This is a genomic window from Pseudonocardia oceanicola (assembly GCF_047200735.1).
Lineage (GTDB): Bacteria > Actinomycetota > Actinomycetes > Mycobacteriales > Pseudonocardiaceae > Pseudonocardia.
Genome location: NZ_JBJZON010000002.1, coordinates 327,740 through 345,209, shown reverse-complemented (window position 1 = coordinate 345,209; position 17,470 = coordinate 327,740). Strand labels below are relative to the sequence as shown.

Annotated in this window: 21 protein-coding genes; 9 read left to right on the top strand and 12 right to left on the bottom strand. The window is 74.5% G+C overall.

Annotated elements, in window-relative coordinates; translation table 11 throughout:
- The first annotated feature begins 53 nt into the window (after positions 1–53).
- Positions 54–725, top strand: a complete 672-nt coding sequence (locus tag ACL02T_RS05915; protein ID WP_412829636.1) for a TetR/AcrR family transcriptional regulator — start codon at positions 54–56, stop codon at positions 723–725.
- Positions 726–830: 105 nt separating this feature from the next.
- Here the strand turns inward: ACL02T_RS05915 and ACL02T_RS05910 are convergent, their stop codons facing one another.
- The 3 genes from ACL02T_RS05910 to ACL02T_RS05900 are packed head-to-tail and all read right to left on the bottom strand — an operon-like array spanning position 831 to position 3,588.
- On the bottom strand, positions 831–1,721 hold the full coding sequence (locus ACL02T_RS05910) for an alpha/beta fold hydrolase (protein WP_412829635.1): 891 nt from the start codon (positions 1,719–1,721) through the stop codon (positions 831–833).
- Complete coding sequence (locus tag ACL02T_RS05905; RefSeq protein ID WP_412829634.1) at positions 1,718–2,623, bottom strand: AurF N-oxygenase family protein; 906 nt, start codon at positions 2,621–2,623, stop codon at positions 1,718–1,720. Before ACL02T_RS05905 ends, ACL02T_RS05910 begins: the two co-directional genes overlap by 4 nt.
- Complete coding sequence (locus ACL02T_RS05900; protein WP_412829633.1) at positions 2,620–3,588, bottom strand: SDR family NAD(P)-dependent oxidoreductase; 969 nt, start codon at positions 3,586–3,588, stop codon at positions 2,620–2,622. Before ACL02T_RS05900 ends, ACL02T_RS05905 begins: the two co-directional genes overlap by 4 nt.
- Before the next feature lie 62 nt (positions 3,589–3,650).
- Between ACL02T_RS05900 and ACL02T_RS05895 the strand changes: the two genes are divergently transcribed.
- Together ACL02T_RS05895 and ACL02T_RS05890 are read left to right on the top strand one after the other, a co-directional pair.
- Positions 3,651–4,340, top strand: a complete 690-nt coding sequence (locus ACL02T_RS05895) for a TetR family transcriptional regulator (RefSeq protein WP_412829632.1) — start codon at positions 3,651–3,653, stop codon at positions 4,338–4,340.
- Positions 4,330–4,701 carry a DUF4873 domain-containing protein gene (locus ACL02T_RS05890; protein ID WP_412829631.1) on the top strand — a complete coding sequence of 124 codons (372 nt, stop codon included), beginning with the start codon at positions 4,330–4,332 and terminating at the stop codon, positions 4,699–4,701. The genes ACL02T_RS05895 and ACL02T_RS05890 overlap by 11 nt, the downstream gene beginning before the upstream one ends.
- A 60-nt stretch (positions 4,702–4,761) precedes the next feature.
- Here the strand turns inward: ACL02T_RS05890 and ACL02T_RS05885 are convergent, their stop codons facing one another.
- A complete protein-coding gene (locus tag ACL02T_RS05885) occupies positions 4,762–4,986 on the bottom strand; it encodes a DUF3107 domain-containing protein (RefSeq protein ID WP_345380907.1) in 225 nt (74 codons plus the stop codon).
- A 136-nt stretch (positions 4,987–5,122) separates the two neighbouring features.
- The gene (locus ACL02T_RS05880; protein ID WP_412829630.1) at positions 5,123–5,863 is read right to left on the bottom strand and encodes a ferritin-like fold-containing protein; all 741 of its coding nucleotides are present in this window, start codon (positions 5,861–5,863) and stop codon (positions 5,123–5,125) included.
- 282 nt (positions 5,864–6,145) lie between these two features.
- On the opposite strand from ACL02T_RS05880, the gene ACL02T_RS05875 reads away from it, so the two are divergent.
- Entirely contained in the window at positions 6,146–7,924 is a 1,779-nt protein-coding gene (locus ACL02T_RS05875) for a DEAD/DEAH box helicase (RefSeq protein ID WP_412829629.1), read from the top strand.
- A 21-nt stretch (positions 7,925–7,945) separates the two neighbouring features.
- The gene (locus ACL02T_RS05870; protein WP_503129081.1) at positions 7,946–9,184 is read left to right on the top strand and encodes an Rv3212 family protein; all 1,239 of its coding nucleotides are present in this window, start codon (positions 7,946–7,948) and stop codon (positions 9,182–9,184) included.
- A gap of 68 nt (positions 9,185–9,252) precedes the next feature.
- On the opposite strand, the gene ACL02T_RS05865 is transcribed toward ACL02T_RS05870, so the two are convergent.
- Genes ACL02T_RS05865 through ACL02T_RS05855 form a run of 3 tightly spaced genes read right to left on the bottom strand, consistent with a single transcriptional unit; the run spans position 9,253 to position 11,394 of the window.
- Positions 9,253–9,558, bottom strand: coding sequence for a hypothetical protein (locus ACL02T_RS05865; RefSeq protein ID WP_412829627.1), 306 nt, complete (start codon positions 9,556–9,558; stop codon positions 9,253–9,255).
- Positions 9,555–10,472: a RecB family exonuclease gene (locus ACL02T_RS05860; protein WP_412829626.1), complete on the bottom strand. Its 918-nt coding sequence runs from the start codon at positions 10,470–10,472 to the stop codon at positions 9,555–9,557. The genes ACL02T_RS05865 and ACL02T_RS05860 overlap by 4 nt, the downstream gene beginning before the upstream one ends.
- 37 nt (positions 10,473–10,509) lie before the next feature.
- Entirely contained in the window at positions 10,510–11,394 is an 885-nt protein-coding gene (locus ACL02T_RS05855) for a PHP domain-containing protein (protein ID WP_412829625.1), read from the bottom strand.
- A 175-nt stretch (positions 11,395–11,569) separates the two neighbouring features.
- Here ACL02T_RS05855 and ACL02T_RS05850 point away from each other — a divergent pair, with 175 nt between their 5' ends.
- A complete protein-coding gene (locus tag ACL02T_RS05850) occupies positions 11,570–12,277 on the top strand; it encodes a hypothetical protein (protein ID WP_412829624.1) in 708 nt (235 codons plus the stop codon).
- Positions 12,256–13,683, top strand: a complete 1,428-nt coding sequence (locus tag ACL02T_RS05845) for an NAD(P)/FAD-dependent oxidoreductase (RefSeq protein ID WP_412829623.1) — start codon at positions 12,256–12,258, stop codon at positions 13,681–13,683. The genes ACL02T_RS05850 and ACL02T_RS05845 overlap by 22 nt, the downstream gene beginning before the upstream one ends.
- A 69-nt stretch (positions 13,684–13,752) precedes the next feature.
- Here the strand turns inward: ACL02T_RS05845 and ACL02T_RS05840 are convergent, their stop codons facing one another.
- The 3 genes from ACL02T_RS05840 to ACL02T_RS05830 all read right to left on the bottom strand — a co-directional run bounded on the left by ACL02T_RS05840 (position 13,753) and on the right by ACL02T_RS05830 (position 14,893).
- Entirely contained in the window at positions 13,753–14,052 is a 300-nt protein-coding gene (locus ACL02T_RS05840; RefSeq protein WP_412829622.1) for a hypothetical protein, read from the bottom strand.
- Positions 14,053–14,165: 113 nt separating this feature from the next.
- A complete protein-coding gene (locus tag ACL02T_RS05835) occupies positions 14,166–14,729 on the bottom strand; it encodes a PH domain-containing protein (RefSeq protein ID WP_412829621.1) in 564 nt (187 codons plus the stop codon).
- Complete coding sequence (locus ACL02T_RS05830; RefSeq protein ID WP_412829620.1) at positions 14,729–14,893, bottom strand: hypothetical protein; 165 nt, start codon at positions 14,891–14,893, stop codon at positions 14,729–14,731. The genes ACL02T_RS05835 and ACL02T_RS05830 overlap by 1 nt, the downstream gene beginning before the upstream one ends.
- 101 nt (positions 14,894–14,994) lie before the next feature.
- On the opposite strand from ACL02T_RS05830, the gene ACL02T_RS05825 reads away from it, so the two are divergent.
- Positions 14,995–15,390 (top strand): NUDIX hydrolase, encoded by a 396-nt coding sequence (locus ACL02T_RS05825; RefSeq protein WP_412829619.1) that lies wholly within the window; start codon positions 14,995–14,997, stop codon positions 15,388–15,390.
- A 106-nt stretch (positions 15,391–15,496) separates the two neighbouring features.
- On the opposite strand, the gene ACL02T_RS05820 is transcribed toward ACL02T_RS05825, so the two are convergent.
- Complete coding sequence (locus ACL02T_RS05820; RefSeq protein ID WP_412829768.1) at positions 15,497–16,000, bottom strand: MaoC family dehydratase; 504 nt, start codon at positions 15,998–16,000, stop codon at positions 15,497–15,499.
- A gap of 273 nt (positions 16,001–16,273) precedes the next feature.
- Between ACL02T_RS05820 and corA the strand changes: the two genes are divergently transcribed.
- Positions 16,274–17,380 carry a magnesium/cobalt transporter CorA gene (gene corA, locus ACL02T_RS05815; RefSeq protein WP_412829618.1) on the top strand — a complete coding sequence of 369 codons (1,107 nt, stop codon included), beginning with the start codon at positions 16,274–16,276 and terminating at the stop codon, positions 17,378–17,380.
- Positions 17,381–17,470 lie beyond the last annotated feature (90 nt).

The window sequence follows — 17,470 nt, the reverse complement described above, 5'->3', positions numbered from 1 at the left end:
GCTACCCACGGGTAAGGTGACCGGGCACGACAGCGGTACCGAAGGGGAGCACGATGAGCGAGGCGGCAACGGCGGCGTCCGGACCGACCCACATGCCTGCGCGCGGAACCCGGCTCTCGCGGAGCGCCCGCCGGGCCCAGCTCCTCGTGGCCGCGCGGGACGTGTTCGCGGCCCAGGGCTACCACGCGGCGGCGATGGACGACATCGCCGAGAAGGCCGGGGTGAGCAAGCCGGTCCTCTACCAGCACTTCCCCGGGAAGCTGGAGCTGTACCGGGCGCTGCTCACCACCTACGCGGACGAGCTGGTCGACCGGGTGCGCGAGGCCATCGACCACACCCAGGAGAACCGCGAACGCGTGCACGCCGCGGTCGCGGCCTACTTCGACTTCGTGGCCGGCGAGGGCCACGCCTACCGGCTGGTGTTCGAGTCGGACCTGCGCGGCGAGCCCGAGGCGGCCGCGCTGGTCGACGGCGCGCTGACCAGGTGCATCGACGCCGTCGCCGCGGTGGTGACCGAGGACGCGGGGCTCGAGGGCGAGCGGGCCCGGCTGCTGGCCGTCGGCCTCGTCGGGCTGAGCCAGGTCACCGCCCAGTACTGGCTGGACTCGGAGCAGACGATCCCGCGGGACGAGGCGGTCGCGCTGATGTCCGCCCTCGCGTGGAAGGGCCTCGCCGGCTTCCCGCTGATCCACGAACCGGCCGCTCAGGAGCAGGCCACCCGGTAGCAGATCGCCCGGTGGCTGATCAGCCGGTGGCAGATCAGCCGGTGCAGGCCGCCCCGGCAGCCAGCACCGGACGCCGGCGAGGGTCCTGGGCGGCTCCGCCCGGGGTCAGGTTCCGGCCCTGGTCCCGGCCGCGGTGCGCGCCAGGGCCGCGATCCGGCCGGCCACGCCCGCGGTGCGCTCGACCGGCAGCATGTGCCCGGCATCGGGGAACACCGTCAGCTGGGCCGAGGGCAGCCCCTCCCGGATCCGTCGCGAGTAGCGCGGCGGGGTGAGCCGGTCCCGGGTCCCGACCATGATGTGGGTCGGGACCTGCGAGTACAGGGCCAGGGCGGCGTCGCGCTCGTGCGCTTCCAGCGTCGGCCGGAAGCCGGACACGGTCAGCGGCCGGCACTGCGACACCGAGGCGGTGGTGATCCGCAGCGCCTGCTTCCCGGCGGCGGGCCCGAGGAGCAGCCAGCGCATGGCCGGCGAGAGCAGTGTCGGGTGCCGGCTCAGTGCGCGCCGGGTGGACCAGCCCTTCGAGGCGTAGAGCTTCTTCTCCGCCGCGCGCACCAGCTCGAACGCCGGCGACGGCAGCCCGAAGGTCTGCCCGCCGAGCCCGCCGCTGGCCGTCGCGACCAGCGCCAGTGCCGCCACTCGCCCCCGCGCCAGGTCGGGATGTCGCTCGGCGAGTGCCATCGTGGTCATCCCGCCCATCGAGTGCCCGGCGAGCACCAGCGGTCCCCGCGGCGCGACCTGCCAGATCAACGCGGCCAGGTCGTCGGCCAGCTGGTCGAGCGTCATCGTCGCGGGGTCCACGGCGCCGGAGCGCCCGTGCCCGCGGTGGTCGTAGCGGACGACGCGGACGTCGCCGGCCGCCAGCAACTCCGCAACGGGTGCCCAGCAGCGCTCGTCGAGCGTCCAGCCGTGCGCGAGCACCACCGTCACCGGGGCGTCGGCCCGGCCGGACTCGACGACGTGCAGCGGCGTGCCGTCGGCGCCCTGAGCGGTCGTCATACGAGATGCGCCTTCTTCCACAGCAGCTCCGTCGGGCCGCCGATCAGGCCCTGCTCGCGCAGGAACTCCACGCACTTGGCCGCCGACCAGCGCAGCGACTCCTGCCAGTGCGGGTTCGCGAGCGCGGCCTTCCGGCCCACCTCGGGGTCGATCCCGACGGACGCGTAGACGTCCGGGTGGATCAGGTTCCGCGCCACGACGAACGCGATGCGGGCCAGCAGGTAGCGCCCGATCCCGCGCTGCGTCCGGGTCGTCCTCGGCATGATCCGCTGCAGCTCCTCGCGGGCGTAGCGGACGTGCCGGGCCTCCTCGGTCACGTGGATCCGGTTGACCATCCGGGTCAGCGGCTGCACCGTCTCGTCGCGCATGGACTCGCGCTGGAAGCGGTCCAGGATCTCCTCGACGAACAGGGTGCCGCCGAACATCGCCGGGCCCTGACCGACCGTCTTGAAGAGGCGGCCGAGATTGTGGGTGAGCCCCGACGGCGCGTAGTCCGGCACGCCGTACCGCTCGGTCATCTTCGCGAACATGATCGAGTGCCGGCACTCGTCGGCGATCTCGGTGAGCGCGTACTGGATGTGCGCGCGGCGCGGGTCGCGGTCGTAGGCGTAGCGCAGCAGCATCTGCATCAGGATGATCTCGAACCACAGCCCGATGCGCGCCACGCTGCAGACCTCGTGGATCGTCAGCGTGCGGCGGTGTTCCTCGGTCAGCCCGTCCCACAGCGCGGTGCCGTAGAGCGACGACCGGTGCGGCGGGATGCCCCACAGCCCGTCGACCAGCGGGGCCTCCCAGTCGATGTCCAGGTGTGGCTCGTAGGACTTCTCCACCGAGGACCTCAGCAGCCGCTCGGCCGTGGCCTCGCGGTCCTGCACCGGCTTTCGCGCGGCCGGGGCGGTCATGACGCGCTCCTCTCGTGGGCGGGGTCGGTGGTCGGCGCGGGAACGGCAGCGGGGACGGCAGCGGGGACGGCAGCGGGGACGGCAGCGGGGACGGCAGCGGGGACGGCCCGGCCGGTGAACCGGCGGACCAGACCGGCAGCGACCGGCGAGGAGTCGAAGCGTCCGGCGGCGGCCTGCTGCCGGATCCGACGGACGACGCCGCGGCCCAGCAGGCCGGGCGCGTGCCGGGCGACCCACAGCTCGGACTGGCCGGCGAGGGTGCCGGCGGTGTCGCGCGGTGGGCGCGGCGCGGCGATCGCCCCGACGACCGTGCGCACGACGTCCTCGACCTCCTCGCGGCGGACCTGACCCTCGAGCGAGAGCCCGACCTCGGCCCCCGCCTTATGGATCGGGGTGCGCACGTAGCCGGGGTAGACGGTCGTGACGTGCAGACCCGTGCCGTCGACGGCGGTGCCGTACTCGAGTCGCAGCGCGTCGGCGTAGGCGGACATCCCGCGCTTCGCGACGCTGTAGGCCGAGAGGAAGGGCAGCGTGACGTAGGCGAGCTCGCTGGCCACGAACACCACCCGGCCCGTGCCCGGCCCGTCGAGCAGCGCGGGCAGAGCCGCGGCGGTGACCCGCCACGCGCCGAGCAGGTTCGTGTCGATGACCTTCAGCGCGTCGGGCTCGAGGGGGCCGCCGGCGTCGTTCGGGATGCCGATGCCCGCGTAGTGGACGACGGCGTCGAGGCCGCCGAGGGTGCGGACCGCCTCCGCCACGGTCCGCTCCACCGACTGCGGGTCGGTGATGTCGCAGGCGAGCAGGCCCGTCGGGTCGTCCCCGCCCGCCCGCCGGTCGAGGCCGACCACCCGCGCGCCCTGCTCCCGTAGTCGCGCGACCGTCGGGGCGCCGAACCCGCCCGCGGCACCGGTGACCAGCACCCGGGTCCCCGCCGGGACCGTGCCCCGGGTCCTCCTGAGCGACACCCGTCCGCTCCTCTCCGTCGAGACGCTTGCTGTTACCGCCGGTAACTGTTACCACTGGTAACGTGCCGCAGAACGACGGACCTGTCAAGAGGAACGCCCGGGAGCGCCGCGCCGAACGCCGCGCCGCGATGGTCGAGGCGGCCATCGCGGCGGTCCGCGAGCACGGCGCGGCCGTGTCGGTGGCGGAGATGGCCGCGAGCGCCGGGATCACCAAACCGGTGCTCTACCGCTACTTCGACGACCGCGCCGACCTGCAACGCGCCGTCGGGCTGCGCGGGGCGGAGTGGCTGATGGAGCGGATGGCGCCCGCGCTCGCCGCGGACACCGGGCCGCAGCGCCAGATCGCGGCGATCATCGACGCCTTCCTCGCCGGTATCGAGGAGGAACCCGAGCTCTGGCGGTTCGTGGTGCACAACCCCGCCGAACGGCAGGCGGGCACGGAGATCGTCGAGGACGTCCGCGAGCAGATCGCGCGGCTGCTGGCCCAGCTCGTCGGCGCGCGGCTGCGGGAGGCCGGGCGCGACTCCGGGGCCGCGGAGGCGTGGGCGTTCGGCCTGGTCGGCATGGTGCAGAGCGCCGGCGACTGGTGGCTCGAGCGCCGCACGATGAGCCGCGAGGACCTCACGCGCTACCTCACCGCGCTGATCTGGGACGGGGCCGCCGGGGTCCTCGGCGACGCCCCGCAGGAGACCCCCGACGAGACCGCGCCCGTGCTGCAGATGGTTCCGAGGGAGGCCGGCGATGGCGCCTGAGCAGCAGCTCCGCCCCACGGCCGGGCCCGACGACCAGGACCAGGACCAGGACCAGGACCAGGAGGGCTACACCGGCCCCGCCACGCTGACCGTCGGCGGCGCCTCCGTCGAGGTCCGGGTCCGGCTCCTCGCGCACACCGAGCCGCACGACGGGCGGGTGCACTGGTTCGGGCGCGTCGACCGGAACGAGGAGCTCTCGGCCCTGCTGGGCGGGAAGGCCGCCGACGTCGGCGTCCGCACCCCGCGGGGGTGGGCGGCGGGCCGGGCCGGCGACGTCGACCTCTGGGACCGCTACCGGCTCACCGGGGTCGGCCCCCCGCCCTTCCCGCTCGACGAGCCGCCCACGGCGGACGCGGACTGACCCCCCGGACGCACGAACGGCACCCCCGGCGGCGCGGGAGTGCCGTCCGACGGGCGCGGATCAGGCGCCGAAGCCGACCCTGGTCGCCGAGGACGGGGCGATCTCGACGTAGGAGATCCGGGCGGAGGGGACCACGTACTTGCGCCCCTTGTCGTCGACGAGCGTCAGCGTGCCGTCGCCGGACTTGAGCGCCTCGCCGACGAGCTTCTCGACCTCGTCCGACGTCTGGTCGCTGGACACCACGAGCTCCCGCGGGCTCTCCGCGATGCCGATCTTGACCTCCACCGGGGACCTCCAGGTGACGTACGGGGGTGGATGGGCACTCTCTGCCTTCCCGGCGGGCGTCGAACCCACCGGCGCGGCCCAGGCTAGTCGAGCGGCGCGCGCCGGCTCGGCCGAGTCCGCCAGGGGCGAACGCCCGTCACGACAGCCCGAGGGCCGACATCCGCTTGCCGTGGTTGCTCTGCAGCCGCTTGATCAGCGCCCCGATGCCCGCGATGTCGCCGGACCCGCGCACGATGAAGTCCGCCAGCTCGTCCCGCTCGGCCACGATGTGCTGGGCCTGGGTGACCGCCTCGCCGAGCAGCCGCCGGCCCCACAGCGCCAGCCGGTCGCGGACCTGCCGGTTCGCCGCGCAGGCGGCGTGCACCTCGCGCTCGGCGAAGGCGCTGTGCCCGGTGTCGGCGAGCACGGTGCGCACCAGCTCCGAGGTCGCCGGGTCGACCCAGCCGGCGACCTCCCGGTAGAAGTCCGCCGCCAGCCCGTCGCCCACGTAGGCCTTGACCAGGGACTCCAGCCAGGTCCGCGGGCGGGTGGTGGCGTGGTAGGCGTCGACCCCCGCGACGAACGGCGCCATCGCCTCCTCGACGGCCGTGCCCAGCCCGCGCAGGTGGTCCTCCAGCAGACGGAAGTGGCCCATCTCGGCCGCCGCCATCGCCGAGAGCGCGGCGCGCCCGGTGAGCGTGGGGGCGCTGCGGGCGTCCTCGGCGAGCCGGTCGAAGGCGGAGAGCTCGCCGTAGGCCAGCGCGCCCAGCAGGTCGACGACGGCCGCGTGCGAGGCCCCGTCGAGACGCGTGTGACCTGCGTCGACACCGGCGGTGTCCGCGGTGGCCCCACCGGTCCCGACCGTGCTCCCGGTGCCCTCCGCGGCATCGCCCGTCATGGTCGTCGAGCCTAGTCGGCCGGACGGGCCGCCCGCCCGCCGGCGGTGCACATCACCCCGGCGTGACGGCGCCGACGCTGCCCCGGAAGCCCTGCCCGGGGTATGCTGCACGTGCGCGCAGCAGATCGACCCGCGTCCAGAAGCGGTCGATGCGCGGCGCGGACCGACTGCGACACCCGCCGGGTAACGGGTCGGCGCCACCGGGCGCCCGACTCACCGGCGCGCAACACGACCTGGTGCGTACAGCGCCTCGACGGCTCTCCCACGCCGCTCCCCGAGCGCGTGGTCGACGAGCCGGTGCAGGGCTCCTGTACGCGGAGAGAGGCGATTTCCCTGTCCGTCCAGAACGAGACCCCCGAGAACACCGAACCGACCCACGCGCCCGGCGGGCCGGCCGAGACGGCCGACCCCGCCGCCACCGACGAGGCGCACCCGCTGCAGGCGGGCGCCCCGGTCAAACCCGAGGCCCCCACCTTCGCCGAGCTGGGTGTCCGGCCCGAGATCGTGCGGGCGCTCGCCGAGGCCGGCATCGAGCGCACCTTCGCGATCCAGGAGCTCACCCTCCCGCTGGCGCTCGCCGGCGAGGACGTGATCGGCCAGGCCCGCACCGGCATGGGCAAGACGCTGGGCTTCGGCGTCCCCCTGCTGCAGCGCGTCACGCCGCCGTCCGAGCAGCCCGCCGCCACCGCCGAGGGCGAGGCCGCGGACCGGGAGAAGGACGTCCCGCAGGCCCTCGTCGTCGTCCCGACGCGTGAGCTGTGCGTGCAGGTCGCGCAGGACCTGGCCGACGCCGGCAAGCACCTCGGCATCCGGGTCACCGCCATCTACGGCGGGCGGGCCTACGAGCCGCAGCTCGCCGCCCTGCGCAAGGGCGTCGACGTGGTCGTCGGCACACCCGGCCGGCTGCTCGACCTCGCCGAGCAGCGCCACCTCGTGCTCGGCCGGGTCAAGGCGCTGGTCCTCGACGAGGCCGACGAGATGCTCGACCTGGGCTTCCTGCCCGACGTCGAGCGGATCATGCGGATGCTGCCGGACGAGCGGCACACGATGCTCTTCTCGGCCACCATGCCGGGCCCGATCATCCAGCTGTCCCGCACGTTCCTCACCCGCCCCACGCACATCCGCGCGGAGGAGGCGGACCAGGGCTCGGTCCACGAGCGCACGAAGCAGTTCGTCTACCGCGCGCACGCGATGGACAAGGTCGAGCTGGTCACCCGGGTGCTGCAGGCCCGCGAGCGCGGCCTCACGATGATCTTCGCCCGGACCAAGCGCACCGTGCAGCGCGTCGCCGACGACCTGGCCGAGCGCGGGTTCGCCGCCGCTGCCGTGCACGGCGACCTGGGCCAGGGCGCCCGCGAGCAGGCGCTGCGCGCGTTCCGCTCCGGCAAGGTGGACGTGCTGGTCGCCACGGACGTCGCCGCCCGCGGCATCGACGTGACCGACGTCACCCACGTCATCAACTACCAGTGCCCCGAGGACACCAAGACCTACGTCCACCGGATCGGCCGCACCGGCCGCGCCGGCAAGGAGGGCGTGGCGGTCACCCTCGTCGACTGGGACGAGATCCCGCGCTGGAAGCTCGTCTCCGAGGAGCTGAGCCTGGGGATCGACGAGCCGGTCGAGACCTACTCCACCTCGGACCACCTCTACTCCGACCTCGACGTCCCGACGGGCGTGACCGGCCGGCTGCCGCTGAGCAAGCGCACCCGGGCGGGCCTCGACGCGGAGTACGTCGACACCGAGGGCGACCACGGCGCCCGCAAGCGCAAGGGCCGCGAGGAGCGGACCGCGAAGCCGCGCCGCGAGCGCCAGCGCACCCGGCGGCGCAACGGCGTCCCGGTCGCGGGTCCCGCCGGGGCCCGCCCGGCGGCCGGGGAGGGCGCCGAGCCCGACGACGCAGCCGCCGAGGTCACCGAGGCGGCCGCGGGCACGGACGGCGAGGGCCCGGCCAAGCCGCGCCGCCGCCGTCGTCGCGGCGGCCGGCGCCGCTCGGGCGGTGAGGGCGGCACCACCACCGAGGCCGGCGCCGAGCGCGCCGAACCGGACGCCGCGGCCAGCTGAACCGCCGGTAGGTTCGGTCGGGTGCTGCGCGCCCGACGAGACGTTCCGGTACGCCGCCGTCGCGGGGATCTCGTGGCGGCGGCGTTCCTCGTCCTGGCGCTGGTCGCGGTGGCCGTCGTCTACGGCGTGCGCAGCCCCGCGGCCGAGACCGAGTCCGTGCCGGCCACGTCACCGGGGACGGCCCCCGCCCCGGCGGCCGCCGCGCCCGCCGCGTTCGCGGAGGCGTGGCGCGCCCCCAGCGGCGCCGCACCCGTCCCCGTCGTCGCCGGTCCGGGGGTCGTGACGGCCGACGGCCGCACCGTCGTCGGCCGGGACGCGATCACGGGGGCCGAGCGCTGGCGGTACTCCCGGGACCGCCCCCTGTGCACGGTCGCCGAGGGCTTCGGCCGGGCACTCGCCCTCTACCAGGACGGATCCGGCGAGTGGTGCAGCGAGCTGACCGCGCTCGATCCGGACCTCGGCACCCGCGGACCGACCGCGAACCTCGACGTCCGGCCCGGGGCGCGGTTGCTCGCCGCCGGCGGTGTGGTGGCCGCCGCCGGCGACCGGTACCTGGAGACGATGCGGTCGGACCTGGTGACGACCGCGCAGTACGGCGACGTCGTCGCGCCCGCCCAGCCGGGCCGCCAGCCCCGCCCCGGGTGCAGCTACACCTCGCTCGCGCTGGGCGGCGGGCGGCTCGGGGTGATCGAGAACTGCGCCCCGGACACCGGGGACCGCCTCACCGTGCTGCGCCCGGACGGCTCCGGGGACGCCGACACCCCGAACGTCGAGCTCTCCACCCAGCTCTCCGCCCGCGGCGTGCAACTGCTGGCGGTCTCGGCCGACCGCGAGGCCGTCCTGCTCCCCGGCCCGCCGGAACTGCAGATCCTCGACCGCAGCGGCAACCAGGTGGGGTTGATCGGGCTCGACGTGCCCGAGTCCGAGGTCGCCCCGCCCGCCGACCGGGTCGGGGCCACGGCGGCCGACGGCGCCCGCACCTACTGGTGGAGCGGCTCGCGCACGATCGCGCTGGACCGGACCGGCCTCGCCCCCGTCTGGACGCTGGGCGGCACGCTGGGCCCGGGCACCGCCTACGCGGGCGGCTGGGTGGTCCCGGTCGAGGCGGGGATCGCGGTCGTCGACCCGCTGCGGGGCACGGTCGAGCGGACGATCCCGGTGGACCGCGGCGGGTACACCGGGAAGGTCCTCCTCGCGGCGCAGGGTGGGATGCTCTACGAGCAGCGCGGCGCCGAGCTCGTGGCGCTGCGGCCGATGTAGCGGCCCCGGGGTCCCGCTCGGAACTCCCCGTCGGTCTCCGGGTCCTGGTCGGCGGAACGGCTCCCGCGTCAGAACAACCAGTAACCCGCGAGCACGGCGACGGCGATCGCGAGCACCAGCCAGGCGGCGAGCGCACCCCCGCGTCCGTCCCGCCGGTCCGCGACGACCTGTGCGACGACGGCGGCGGCCGCGGCCAGGCCGTGACCCACGAGCATCCCCGTCCCCGGTCCCGCCGACCCCGTGCGGGTGGTGAAAACCCAGCCCCCGAGCAGCACCACGAACAGCCCCACGAGGCCGGCGGCCATGACCCCCGACGTCCCGCGCAGCCCCCGCCCGGCCAGGCCCCGCCCCCGGCGGGCCCGCGACGCCCTCACGGGACCAGGTCGTCCCAGGGCGCCGCGGGCGGCCCCACCGCCTGCCCCTCGGGGCAGTGCCGGCGGACGTCGCAGGCGGCGCACCGGGAGCCGGGGCGCGGCGGGAACAGGGCATCGGGGTCCCCGCCGCGGGCGAGCGCGTCGGCGGCGTCGGCGGCCGCGAGGGCACCGCGCTCGGCCCGCTCGACGTGCGCGGCCAGGGAGGCCTCGTCGTGCTCCCAGACGGCGATCCGGCCGGTCGGCAGGTGGTGCAGCTCCACGCGCCGGCAGTCGCGGCGCAACGTGCGCGCGACGCCGAGGGCGTACAGCGCGAGCGCCGCCGAGTCCCGCGCGTCGGCCGGCCCCGGCACGTGCCGCCCGGTCTTGTAGTCGACGACGACCGCGGCGTCCGCGGTGGCGTCGATCCGGTCCACCCGGCCCTCCGCGACGATCGCGGCGGTCGGCGCCGACACCCAGCGCTCCACGCCCAGCGGGTCCGGTGCCCCCTCGACGTGCTCGGCGACGTAGTCGGCCGTCCAGTCGCGCGCCCGGCCGCGGTACTCGGCCTCCTGGGCGGAGTCGCGGAAGCCCTCACCGGACCAGGTGCGGTCGACGAGCGCGGCGGCGTGCTCCGGGGTCCGCTCCCGCGGCGGGCGCAGGTGGAGCGCCCGCAGCGCGAGATGCACGACGGCGCCGAGCGTGCTGGCCGCCCGCGGACCGCCACGCGGCGGAGCGGGCCTGTCGACATAGGTCAACCGGTGGCGCCGCGGGCAGGACTCCCAGGTCGCGAGCCGGGCGGGCGTGACGCGCACGAGCGGCCGGGCCCACCGCGCGGCCTCGCGTGCCGCTCCCGCGGGGAGCGCCGTGTCGTCGAGAAGGTCGTCGAAGCCGAGCTGTCCGCCGCTCCCGGCGGCGCGGGAGGAGGAACCGGGCACCGCGACACGGTACCGGCCGGGCGGCCACGGCCCGCGCTCAGGCGCCCTCGATCACCTCGACCCCGGTGGCCTTGGCGAGCAGGTCCTCCAGCGCCTCGGGCGCGGTGGTCTCGGCGGCGATCGGGGTGGTCTTGTTGGTGCCGTGGAAGTCGCTGGACCCGGTGGCGACCAGGCCGAGCTCGGCGGCGGCGCCGCGCAGCAGCTCCCGGTCCGCGGGATCGTGGTCGGGATGGTCGACCTCCACCCCGGACAGTCCGATCGCGGCGAGGTCGCCCAGCACCGAGGTCTCGATGACCCGGCCGCGCCGGCGCGCCAGCGGGTGGGCGAACACCGCCACCCCGCCGGCCTCGACGATCATCTCGACGGCCCGCTCGACCGGGGTGTCCTTCTTGGGGACGTAGTACCTGCTGCCCGTGCGCAGGATGTCCGCGAACGCCTCGTTGACCGATCCGACGACCCCCGCCGCCACCAGCGCCCGGCCCAGGTGCGGGCGGCCCGGGGTGGTGCCCTCGGGAACCAGGTCGAACACGCGCTCGGCGTCGAGCTGCGGGTAGTCCTCGGCGACGTTGCGGGCCATCGCGCGCAGGCGCTCGACCCGCTCGGCCACCAGCCGCCGCTGCTCGGCGACGATCGCGGGGTGGGCCGGGTCGAACAGGTAGCCGAGCAGGTGCACCGCGACGGTGGCCCGGTCGCCCGGCGTCCCGGGGCGACCGGTGGGGCTCACGCAGGAGAACTCCGCCCCGCGGACCAGCCGCATCCCGCGCGGCAGCACCGCGGCCGCGCGCTCCCAGCCGCCGGTCGTGTCGTGGTCGGTGAGCGCGAGCGTCGTGATGCCCGCGGCGGCCGCCGTGGCGACCAGCTCCTCGGGGGTCTCGGTCCCGTCGGAGACGGTCGAATGGGTGTGCAGGTCGATCACGGCCACCCACCGACCCTAACCGGGAACCCCGCGCCTCACCCGTCCTCGGGTGGGCCGGCACAGCTCACCGGCGGGCCACCGACGTCGGCTCACCCGGAGCGAGTGAGGTGCGGCCCCCGCGCGCGCAGGACGGTCGTGAGCGCGCGTGACCTCGCCGACCTCGACGGAGAAGGAGCAGGCCATGGCGACGGATCGGGTGAACCACATGCTGCAGGTGCTGGCCACCGTGGTGGCCGACCCGCCGGACGGGTCGGGCCTGCTGTCCTGGGTCGACGCCAAGGCCCGCGTGCTGTCCGCGATCCGCCCGCTGACCCCGGAGCACACCGTCCGCGGCCAGTACGAGGGCTACCGGGAGGTGGCCGGGGTCGACCCGGTCTCGACCACCGAGACCTTCACCGCGGTCCGCCTTCAGCTCGACTCGTGGCGCTGGGCGGGCGTGCCGATCCTGATCCGCGCGGGCAAGACGATGCCGGTCACCGCGACCGAGGTGAGCATCCGGTTCCGCCCGGTCCCGCTCGATCTGTTCGACGTGCCGGGCCCGCGCCCGGTCAACGCGCTGCGGTTCCGGATCTGGCCCACCGCCGCGGTCGTGCTGAGCCTGGCCGGTAAGAAGCCGGGGATCCGGCGGGAACCCCAGCAGCAGGAACTGGTCTTCGCCGAACACCCCGGGGAGGACGCGCGCCCCTACGACCGGCTCATCGGCGCGGCCCTGGACGGCAACCGGGTGTTGTTCGCCCGGCAGGACACCGTCGAGGCCGCCTGGCGGGTGGTCGACCCGATCCTCGGCGACGTGGTCCCCCTGCAGCGCTACCCGCGCGGCACCTGGGGACCCAAGGAAGCCGACGACCTGCTGCCCGAGGGGGACACATGGCACGACCCGACCGGCTGACCCGGCCCGCCTCCCACGACGGCCGACCCGTTCCGGCACCCCACCGCGTCGTGATCGTGGGTGGCGGGTTCGGCGGGCTCTTCGCCGCCCGCGCGCTCCACGGCTCGACGGCCGCGATCACCCTCGTGGACCGCGCGCAACACCACCTGTTCCAGCCGCTGCTCTACCAGGTCGCGACCGGGATCCTCTCCGAGGGACAGATCGCTGCGCCGCTGCGCGACGTCCTCAAACGGCACCGCGACGTCGAGTGCGTGCTCGCGGAGGTGGTGGACCTCGACCCGGCCGACCGGACCGTCACCGCGGAACGGCCGAACGGCGAGCGCCTCACCCTGGCCTACGACGACCTGATCGTCGCCGCCGGCGTGCGGCAGTCGTACTTCGGCCACGACGAGTTCGCCCGGTACGCGCTCGGCATGAAGACGATCGCCGACGCCCTCGCCATCCGGCGCCGCGTCTTCGGCGCGTTCGAGCTGGCCGAGACCGCGACCGACCCGGACGAGCAGCGACGCTGGCTCACCTTCGCCGTGGTGGGCGCGGGGCCCACGGGCGTCGAGCTGGCGGGCCAGATCCGGGAGCTGGCCACGCGCACGCTGCACCGGGAGTTCCACCGCATCCGCCCGGAGGACGCGCGGGTGCTGCTGTTCGACGCCGGGAAGGCGCCGCTGGCGTCGTTCGGCCCGGCGCTCTCGGCGAAGGCGGCGGCCGGGCTGCGCGCGCTCGGCGTGGAGCTGCACCTGGGCTCGATCGTGACCGGCGTGGACGCCCGGGGACTCGACGTCCGCGACGGGACGGGCACGACCCACCGGTACCCCGCCGGGACCGCGCTCTGGGCCGCCGGGGTGGAGGCACCGCCGATCGCGACCGCGCTCGCCGACGCGACCGGGGCCGCGCGCGACCGGGCCGGCCGGATCGAGGTCGAGCCGGACCTCACGGTGCCGGGCCACCCGGAGATCACCGTGATCGGCGACCTCATGAGCCGCGACCACCTGCCGGGCGTCGCCGAGGTCGCGATGCAGTCCGGGTTCTACGCGGGCCGTCGCATCCGGCACCGGTTGCGCGGGCAGCCCGTCCGCCCCTTCCGCTACCGCGATCTGGGCTCGGCCGCCTACCTCTCCCGCGGCAACGCCGTCGTCTCGGCCGGTCCGCTGCACTTCGGCGGGTTCGCCGGCTGGCTGGCCTGGCTGCTCCTGCACCTCGCCTTCCTCACCGGCTACCGGAACCGGGCCGGCGCGGTACTGACCTGGGCCGCCGCCTTCGCCCGCGACGCCCGGCGGGAGCGCACGTTCACCACGCACGAGATCGAGACGCTGCGGGACGTCTACGACGAGCCGGCCGCCGGCACCGACCGCCCGGACGAGCACCCGACGGAAGGTCGACCGTGGCCGGGGGCCACCACGTCGACCTGATCGTGACCGGCGGCGGGGCCGGGCGCCCCGGGTGACCGGGGCCCGGCCGGGCCCCGGTCACCGCGCGGGCTACGACCTCGCCTGCTCGCCCCGTGGCGAGTACTTGGCCAGTTCGGTGTCCCGCCAGGCCCCGCTACCGGCCGCCGCGGCCGCCCTGGCCTGCTCCCACTTCAGCCGGGCGAGGTCGCTCGCCGGCAGGTCCGTCCGCCGGTACCACCGGTGGGCCGTGCTCCAGGCGGCCGCCGCGGCGACCGCCACACCGGCCAGCCCCAGCAGGCTGCCCGCGGCCGTCAGGACGGCGGCGACGACGAGCATCCCTCGGGGAAGGTCGTCCGGGGACGGGTCCGTGCGGCGGTACGAGCTGACCATGCGAGCCTCCCAGGGTCCGTGTTCGCCGGCGCACAGCGCGGCGCCACCGACGGTCGCAGGACCGGTGGCGGGGCGGCATCACCTCGTCCAGATGAACGGGCCCCGCCGGCCCGTCAGCGCCGCCAGCGGTTGCGCGCGAGCATGCCCGTGGCCCGGGTCTTGCCCTTCTCGCCGAAGACCAGCTCGGAGAGCGCCTCGTAGATCTCCTCCGGGCGCGGCATGTAGTCGATCTTGTTGAGCGCCTGGATCTGACCGGCGGACTCCACGATCAACGTGCCGTAGCCCAACGTGCGGCCCCCGATGCTGCGTTGGAACGTCAGGTCGGTGACCTTGCCCAGCGGCATCATGCCGACCTTGTGCGTGATGATGCCCTGCGCGAGCATCACGCGCTTGTCCGTGATCACGATCCGCTCGATCCACCAGAGGATCGAGTTCACCGCGAAACGCAGGACCGCGACCAGGGCCAGGTAGAAGGTCAGGTTGTCGACGACGGCCTCGCCGAACCCGCCGGCCTCGCCGATCCGCCCCTGCAGCAGCCGGTCGATCGCGATCATCGCGATCAGGAAGAGCGCGGTCTGCGTGATGTGCGGGATCATGACGGCCCAGTGCTGGCGCACCCGGATGACCCGCCGCTCCGTGGGCAGCAGGTACTCGTCGATCTCCCGGGGTGCGAGCATCAGCTCGGCGCGAGGTCCGAGAAGAAGGTGGTCACGTTCTGACCCACGCCGTACAGCCAGTTGCCGATGCCGCTGACGGCACCCGAGGCGCCGCTGGGGTTCGTCACGATGAAGAACACAACCAGGGCGATGACGATCAGCCCGGTCAGCTTCTTGACGTTCACACGACCACCGTTCCGGCAAGGAGGGAGCTAGCAAGATCAGAAAATACCGACATCCCCGGGCATGAGGATACGGCCACGCGGGCAGCGTACCGTGCAGAACGATGACCGAGGGTAGCCGACACGTCGCCTGTGTGGGGGCGATCGCGCACGACACGGCCGGCAGGTTACTGCTGATCAAACGGGGGACGGAGCCCGGACGCGGGCTCTGGTCGCTCCCGGGCGGGCGCGTCGAGCCGGGTGAGGACGACGCTGCGGCGCTGGTGCGCGAGATGGCGGAGGAGACCGGGCTGGCGGTGGAGCCCGGTCCGCACGTCGGCACGGTCCTGGTGGGGCCCTACCGGATCGCGGACTACCGCGCCACCGTCGTCGGCGGCACGCTCGTCGCCGGTGACGACGCCGCGGACGCCCGCTGGGTCGACGCCGCCGAGTTCGCCGCCCTCCCTCTCGTCGAGGGTCTGGCCGAGACGCTCGCGGGCTGGGCCGTCCTGCCCCGCTGAGGCCGTCCTGCCCCGCTGCCCCTGGACGCGCGCCGCGGGCCCGGACGCACGAACGGCACCCTCGCCCACACCGACGGGGCGGGAGTGCCGTTCGTCCCGGACCGACTCAGGAGGCCGGCGTCGGGCGGCCGGGCTGCTCCCCGCCGCGGGCGTCGCCGTAGCTGCGCTTGGGAACCATCACCTTGCGCCGGAAGGTGCACACGACGGTGCCGTCCTGCTTGTAGCCGCGAGTCTCGACGGACACCACCCCACGGTCGTCCTTCGACTTCGACTCGGTCTTGTCCAGGACCTCGGTCTCGCCGTAGATCGTGTCGCCGTGGAAGGTCGGCTTGGTGTGCTTCAGCGACTCGACCTCGAGGTTCGCGATCGCCTTGCCCGACACGTCCGGCACGGACATGCCCAGCAGCAGCGAGTAGATGTAGTTCCCGACGACGACGTTGCGCTTGAAGTCCGTCGTCTCCTCCGCGTAGTTCGCGTCCATGTGGAGGGGGTGGTGGTTCATCGTCAGGAGGCAGAAGAGGTGGTCGTCGTACTCGGTGACCGTCTTCCCCGGCCAGTGCTTGTACACCGCCCCGACCTCGAACTCCTCGTAGTACCGGCCGAACTGCAACGTTCTCGCCTCCATCGCCGACATTCCGTACGGCCGGGTAATCTAGCCGGTGGCCCGCTTCTGCAGAGGCGTGGCGCGACCACGGTCACGCACCGAGCGGGACAGCACGGGCCGTCGAGCGACGAGGGAGGTGACGCGCGATGGATCCGGCGCCAGGCAGTAGTACCGAGCGCGTCCCCGCCGCTCCCGTCGTGGGCTGAGTCACGCCCTGCGGCGTCCGGCGAGACGTGCCTTCCCCGCGTCCCCGCCCGCCCTCGCCGCAGGAGGTACTCCGTGCCGCCCCTGTCCTCCCTCCGCCCCGCCATCAAGGCGGCCGGCTCACGTGCCCGCCTGGGGCGCAACGCCCACACCAGCGTGCTGCCGCGGCTGCGCGTGCCCGTCTCGGCCTACGTGGTCGACTGCGGCGTCTACGTCGAGGGCGGGCGGCTGCCCGGCCGCTGGACGCACGACGCGGCCATCGAGGAGGTCCGCGAGCGGGGCGAGGGCTTCGTCTGGATCGGGCTGCACGAGCCCACCGAGGACCAGATCACCGGCGTCGCAGAGACCTACGGGCTGCACGACCTCGCCGTCGAGGACGCGGTGCACGCGCACAACCGGCCGAAGCTCGAACGCTACGACGACACCTTGTTCATGGTGCTCAAGACCGTGAGCTACGTCGGCCACGCCGAGCCGACCACCAGCAACGAGATCGTGGAGACCGGCGAGGTGCAGGCCTTCGTCGGCCGGGACTTCGTGGTCACGGTCCGACACGGCAAGCACACCGGGCTCGCGGCGGTGCGGCGCAGGCTGGAGGAGGACCCCGAGCAGCTCGCGCTCGGCCCGGCCGCGGTGCTGCACGCCATCGCCGACCACGTCGTGGACACCTACCTCGAGGTCACCGAGGCGATCGAGGACGACATCGACGAGCTCGAGGCCGAGGTCTTCGCCCCGCGGACCACGATGGACCCGGAGCAGATCTACGTGATGAAGCGCGAGATCCTCGAGCTGCGCCGCGCCGTCACGCCCCTGCTCAAGCCGCTTCGCAAGATCACCGAGGGGTACAGCTCGCTGATCCCGCACGAGGTGCGCAGCTACTTCCGGGACGTCGAGGACCACCTGTCCGGGGTCGCCGAGCGCGTCGCCGGGTTCAACGAGCTCCTCACCACCCTGGTCGACGCGGTCCTGGCCAAGGTGTCGATGCGGCAGAACTCCGACATGCGCAAGATCACCGCCTACGCCGCGCTGATCACCGTGCCGACCATGGTCGCCGGCATCTACGGGATGAACTTCGACTACATGCCCGAGCTGCACTGGCAGTTCGGTTACCCGCTGGTGATCGTGGTGATCGTGCTGGCGTGCGGGCTGCTCTACCGCAACTTCCGCAGGAACGGCTGGCTGTAGCCCGTCGCGGCCGGCGACGGGCGCCGCAGCGACCACCGCACGCACGAGGTGGAGGTTCGACTCGCGGATCGGCCGGACCTGGCTAGCCTT

What these genes read in the sequence shown, in the direction of transcription:
- ACL02T_RS05890 (WP_412829631.1), top strand. Translation starts at nt 4,330, where the DNA reads ATGGCGCCTGAGCAGCAGCTCCGCCCCACGGCCGGGCCCGACGACCAG.
- ACL02T_RS05835 (WP_412829621.1), bottom strand. Translation starts at nt 14,729, where the DNA reads ATGCTCGCACCCCGGGAGATCGACGAGTACCTGCTGCCCACGGAGCGG.
- ACL02T_RS05905 (WP_412829634.1), bottom strand. Translation starts at nt 2,623, where the DNA reads ATGACCGCCCCGGCCGCGCGAAAGCCGGTGCAGGACCGCGAGGCCACG.
- ACL02T_RS05880 (WP_412829630.1), bottom strand. Translation starts at nt 5,863, where the DNA reads ATGACGGGCGATGCCGCGGAGGGCACCGGGAGCACGGTCGGGACCGGT.
- ACL02T_RS05845 (WP_412829623.1), top strand. Translation starts at nt 12,256, where the DNA reads ATGGCACGACCCGACCGGCTGACCCGGCCCGCCTCCCACGACGGCCGA.
- ACL02T_RS05915 (WP_412829636.1), top strand. Translation starts at nt 54, where the DNA reads ATGAGCGAGGCGGCAACGGCGGCGTCCGGACCGACCCACATGCCTGCG.
- ACL02T_RS05825 (WP_412829619.1), top strand. Translation starts at nt 14,995, where the DNA reads ATGACCGAGGGTAGCCGACACGTCGCCTGTGTGGGGGCGATCGCGCAC.
- ACL02T_RS05910 (WP_412829635.1), bottom strand. Translation starts at nt 1,721, where the DNA reads ATGACGACCGCTCAGGGCGCCGACGGCACGCCGCTGCACGTCGTCGAG.
- ACL02T_RS05840 (WP_412829622.1), bottom strand. Translation starts at nt 14,052, where the DNA reads ATGGTCAGCTCGTACCGCCGCACGGACCCGTCCCCGGACGACCTTCCC.
- ACL02T_RS05850 (WP_412829624.1), top strand. Translation starts at nt 11,570, where the DNA reads ATGGCGACGGATCGGGTGAACCACATGCTGCAGGTGCTGGCCACCGTG.